Source organism: Kitasatospora sp. NPDC127067 (genome assembly GCF_042724755.1).
Taxonomy (GTDB): Bacteria; Actinomycetota; Actinomycetes; order Streptomycetales; family Streptomycetaceae; genus Kitasatospora; species Kitasatospora lactacystinica.
In genome coordinates this window covers 1-4,817 of record NZ_JBHXEM010000248.1, presented here as the reverse complement: position 1 = coordinate 4,817, position 4,817 = coordinate 1, and the positions used below count along the sequence as shown (strand labels likewise).

Here is a 4,817-nt window from a genome sequence, read left to right as displayed (position 1 = left end):
GCGGGGACCTTCGCGAGCAGGGGCAGCAGCTGGGTGACATCGTTGCGGTTGCCGCCGGTCAGTGACACCGCGAGCGGGATGCCCCGGCCGTCGACGAGGACGTGGTGCTTGCTGCCCGGTCGAGCGCGGTCGACCGGGCCGGGCCCGCTTTTGGGCCCCGTCGAGCGGCCCGGACATGGGTGGAGTCGATCAGCGCCCTGGACCAGTCGAGCTGCCGGGCGGACCGCAGCTTTCGCAGCAGGACCAGATGGAGCCTGTCCCACACATCGGCCTCGTTCCAGGCCGCCAGGCGCCGCCAGCAGGTCATGCCCGAGCCGAAGCCCAGCTCCTGCGGCAGGTATTCCCACTGGATTCCGGTGTGCAGCACGAACAGGATCCCGCACAGGGCCTGCCGGTCCGGCACCCGAGGACGCCCCGGCTTCAGCTTCGGCGGCTCCGGCGGCAGCAACGGCTCGATCAGTCCCCACAGTTCGTCCGACACGACCCACGGACGAGACACCCTCTTCCCCACGCACCGACCAACGAGCACCAAGCTCGACAGTCACGCCCGCGTCGGCTTCTGTTAGGACCGCTTGGCCCGGTTGCCAATGCCCATACTACGAGGGCCAAGGGATTGATCTGACGGCCACTCACAGAAGTCAGCAAAGGGTCAGCATCGATACGGCGAGACCCTGTCGAACCGGGTCAAACCTTGAGATGCCCCGCGCCATCGGTCCCGACTCGCCAAGACCACCAAGCAGCCCGAGCCGGCTCTTCTCATGCAAGGGAGCTTGCGCTTGACGGCGTGTCCTCAAAAGCCTGGGGGCGGTGCTTACCTCGAACGTCTCCGCAGGTCGGCGGGCCATCTTGCGCGTCGCGTGCTGTGCGCGCCGATTCCTCCGACCCACTACCGGGACGGGGCGTACTGCCGTCCCCCGCCAGGACGGGATCTTCCACTTCGCCGCCGACCGCCTGTACGATCACCGCACCGGATCGGTTGATCGGTACCCTGGACATCACGATCGTGAACATCGCGCTGCCGCACATCCAGTCGGCGCTGGGGTTCAACACCACCGAACTGTCCTGGGTGATCAACGCCTACACGCTCACCTTCGGCGGGCTGCTGCTGCTCGGCGGGCGCGCCGGCGACATCCTCGGGCGGCGGCGGGTGTTCATGGTCGGCGTGCTGGTGTTCAGCCTGGCCTCGCTGCTGGGCGGCGTCGCGCAGTCCTCGGCCTGGCTGCTGGCGGCCCGGGCGCTCCAGGGCCTGGGCGGCGCCATCGCCTCGCCGACCGCACTGGCGCTGATCGCCACCAACTTCAAGGAGGGCCCGGAGCGCAACCGGGCCTTCGGGGTGTTCTCGGCCGTGGCCGGGGCCGGTGGCGCGATCGGGCTGCTGCTCGGCGGCATGCTGACCTCCTGGCTGTCCTGGCGCTGGGTGTTCTTCGTCAATGTGCCGATCGGCATCGCGATCGCGCTGCTGGCGCCGCTGTACATCAACGAGTCCGAGCGGCACCCGGGGCGTTTCGACCTGACCGGCGCCTTCACCGCCACGGCGGGCATGGTCTCGCTGGTGTACGGCTTCATCCGTGCCTCCGACCACGGCTGGACGGACCCCGTGACGCTGACCGCCTTCAGCCTCGCCGCCGCACTGCTGGTCGCGTTCCTGTTCAACGAGCGGCGGGTGCCGCAGCCGATCACCCCGCTGCACCTGTTCCGCGACCGCAACCGCTCGGGCGCGTACGGGCTGATGCTCTGCGTGGCCGCGACGATGTTCAGCATCTTCTTCTTCATCACCCTGTTCGTGCAGGAGATCCTCGGCTTCAGCCCGCTGCGGGCCGGCTTCGCGTTCCTGCCGATCAGCGTGGCGATCATCGCCGCCGCCCAGTTCGCCGCCCGCAACCAGCTGCGCTGGGGCCCCAAGCCCTTCCTGGTGACCGGCTCGCTGCTGGTGCTGAGCGGGGTGGTCTGGGCGACGCAGATCGACATCGACAGCACCTACGTCGGCGGCATCCTCGGCCCGACCCTGCTGTTCGGCTTCGGCATGGGCTCGATCTTCGTCCCGGTGATGCTGACCGCCGTTTCCCACGTCGCCCCGCACGAGACCGGCGCGGCCACCGGCATGCTCAACACCACCCAGCAGGTGGGCGGCTCGCTCGGCCTGTCGATCCTGGTCACGGTGTTCGGCACGGCCAGCCGCAACGAGGCCCGGCAGCAGGCCGGGGCGTTCCTGCGACAGGCCACCCCGCAGCAGCTCGCCCAGTTCCGGGCCACCGGCCGGCTCCCGGCGCCGTACTCCTCGCAGGTGCTGGTGCACGGCATCGCCAGCGCGTTCCAGATGGGCCTGGTCTTCGCGGCGCTGGCGGTGGCGATCGCGGTGTTCGTGATCAAGGTCGGCCACCTGCCGGTGCCGCCCGCCGTCAGTCCTTCGGGGGGCGGCGCTTGACAGGGCGTCGGGGTGACCGGGAGAGTCTTTCTTGCAATGGTTTTCATCTTCGATAACCGGTGCGGGTGAGCGCTGCCCGTTCCGCCGGTCACCGCTGCCCGCCAGCGGCCGAAGCCCACGCATCCCCGAAAGAGGACCTCCATGTCGCTCGACGTCTCCCCCGCCCTCCTCGCCCAGGCCCAGCAGGGCCGCGTCGACGAGGCCGACTTCCTCGAGACCGTCCGCACCTCCCTCCCGTACGCCTACCAGGTCGTGTCCGGGCTCAGCACCGAACTCGCCACCGGCCAGGAGGAGTTCACCACCGACAACGCCACGCCCAGCGACGAGCAGCGCGCCCAGCTGCTGCGCGCGCTCGCCAGCAACGCGATCCGGGGCAGCCTGGAGAGCCACTTCGGGGTGAAGCTCGCCTTCGTCAACTGCCACCGCGTCGGCGCCTTCCGCCCCGGCGCCGAGGACGGCGCGGCGTACCGCGAGTTCACCTCGCTGCACAACCAGATCCGCAACCAGAGCCCGGAGCTGCGCAGCTGCTGACAGCCTCCGGAGGCGGCCCGGACGCGGCCCGAGCACAGCCGGGGCGCGACCCGTATCACGGCGGCTCCCACCCTGCCCACCGGGGTGGGAGCCGCCGCACGTGACACCCGCGTTGCGCCGTGTTGCGGGCCGGTGACCGGATCGTGCGTCGATCTTGTCGGACGGCGCGGCGGCCGCTTACGTTCGAAACGCACCATCTCGACCGGCCCTCACCCCGCCGCCCCTCACCCCCGCGGAGCCCACCATGTCGCCGACCCCTCGCCCGCTGCGGAAACTCGGCTTCCTGACCATCGGGCTCTTCGACGAGGCGGACCCCCGCTGCGGCCACGAGTCCACCCTCGACCTCATCACCCTCGGCGAGCGGCTCGGCTTCGACAGCGCCTGGCTGCGCCACCGCCACCTCCAGTACGGCATCTCCTCCCCGATCGCCGTCCTCGCCGCCGCCACCCAGCGCACCAGCCGCATCCAGCTCGGCACCGCCGTCACCCCGCTCGGCTGGGAGAACCCGCTGCGGCTCGCCGAGGACCTGGCCACCGTGGACGTGCTCTCCGGCGGCCGGCTCAACCCCGGTTTCAGCGTCGGCCCGCCCACCCACTACGAGCAGGTGCGCGGCGCGCTCTACCCGGACACCGGCGAGCAGGAGGACTTCAGCCCCCGGCGCGCCGAACGGCTGCTCGCCCTGGTCCGCGGCGAGGACGCCTCCGACTTCGCCGGCACCGAGGGCATCGAGGTGTACTCCCGCCGCGTCCAGCCGCACTCCCCCGGCCTGGCGTCCCGGCTCTGGTACGGCGCCGGCAGCCTGCGCTCGGCCCGCTGGGCCGGCGAGCAGGGGCTCAACCTGCTCACCAGCAGCGTGGTGAGGCCGGAGAGCGAGGAGGGCCCACTCGACTTCGCCGCCATCCAGGCCGCCCAGATCCGCGCCTTCCGCGAGCGCCACCCCGACGGCGAGCGCGCCCGGGTCTCCCACGGCCTGGTGGTCATCCCCACCGACAGCGCCACCCCCGAGCAGCGCGCCAAGTACCGGGCGTACGCCCTCGCCCGCACCCCGCGCACCCACGCCCCGCAGGGCCCGGCCCGGCTGCTGTTCGCCCCCGACCTGGTCGGGACGACCGAGGAACTCGTCGAACGGCTGCACGCCCACGCCGGCTACCGCGAGGTGGACGAGGTCGCCTTCGCCCTGCCGTTCACCTTCGAACACGAGGACTACGTGCAGATCCTCACCGACCTGGCGACCCGGCTCGGGCCCGCGCTCGGCTGGCGTCCGCAGCCGACGCCCGCCGAGGGCTGACCCGCCCGACCCCTTCCCTGTCCCTGTCCCTGTCCCTGTCCCTGTCCCTGTCCCCGTCCCCGTCCCCATCCCCGTCCCCAACAGGCGGACAGGCAGCGGGAGTCGGCCGCAACCACCGCGTCCGGCACGGCGTCCCAAGCCGGTACGGACGGACGGCCGCCCCGGCCGGACGCCACCCCGGGGGGAGACCGCGATGGGGCCCTACCACGCCACACCCGTACCGCCGCCGCCCGCCCTGCACCCCTGCCCGAACTGCGGGCTCACCGACCAGGTCCGCGGCGTCCCGGCCGTGTACCACGCGGGGAGGACGCGGGTCACCACCCGGCCCTCGCAGGGGAGCGGCGACCACCGGACCCGCCAGATCGTCTCCGACCTCGCCCGCGCCCTGGCACCCGTCCCGATCCGCGACCAGCCACCGGGCCGCGCGGCGACGGTGCTGGGCGCCGTCGCCCTCGTGATCGCCTTCTTCACCTTCTTCGCCGGGAACTTCGCCCGGCAGTTCGACGACGACGCGCCCGCCTTCGCCGCACCGGTCCGGGACCACCACGCCTTCGAGATCCCCGTGGTGATCTC

The 4,817-nt window shown here is 71.9% G+C and carries 4 protein-coding genes and 1 pseudogene; 4 read left to right on the top strand and 1 reads right to left on the bottom strand.

Features of this window, described 5'->3' with window-relative positions; translation table 11 throughout:
* Window positions 1-499, bottom strand: a pseudogene (locus ACFWJ4_RS40845) (IS5 family transposase); the annotation flags it as partial.
* 405 nt (window positions 500-904) lie between these two features.
* On the opposite strand from ACFWJ4_RS40845, the gene ACFWJ4_RS40840 reads away from it, so the two are divergent.
* From ACFWJ4_RS40840 to ACFWJ4_RS40825, 4 genes are all read left to right on the top strand, one after another.
* Window positions 905-2,425, top strand: a complete 1,521-nt coding sequence (locus ACFWJ4_RS40840; RefSeq protein ID WP_380554338.1) for an MFS transporter — start codon at window positions 905-907, stop codon at window positions 2,423-2,425.
* 141 nt (window positions 2,426-2,566) lie between these two features.
* The gene (locus ACFWJ4_RS40835; protein WP_380554335.1) at window positions 2,567-2,956 is read left to right on the top strand and encodes an SCO5389 family protein; all 390 of its coding nucleotides are present in this window, start codon (window positions 2,567-2,569) and stop codon (window positions 2,954-2,956) included.
* Window positions 2,957-3,200: 244 nt separating this feature from the next.
* A complete protein-coding gene (locus tag ACFWJ4_RS40830; protein ID WP_380554332.1) occupies window positions 3,201-4,244 on the top strand; it encodes an LLM class flavin-dependent oxidoreductase in 1,044 nt (347 codons plus the stop codon).
* Window positions 4,245-4,437: 193 nt separating this feature from the next.
* Window positions 4,438-4,817 (top strand): hypothetical protein (locus ACFWJ4_RS40825; RefSeq protein ID WP_380554329.1); only part of this gene is annotated, 380 nt, incomplete at its 3' end.

Excerpts from the sequence above, each read along its gene's own strand:
- ACFWJ4_RS40835 (WP_380554335.1), top strand. The coding sequence starts at position 2,567 with ATGTCGCTCGACGTCTCCCCCGCCCTCCTCGCCCAGGCCCAGCAGGGC.
- ACFWJ4_RS40830 (WP_380554332.1), top strand. The coding sequence starts at position 3,201 with ATGTCGCCGACCCCTCGCCCGCTGCGGAAACTCGGCTTCCTGACCATC.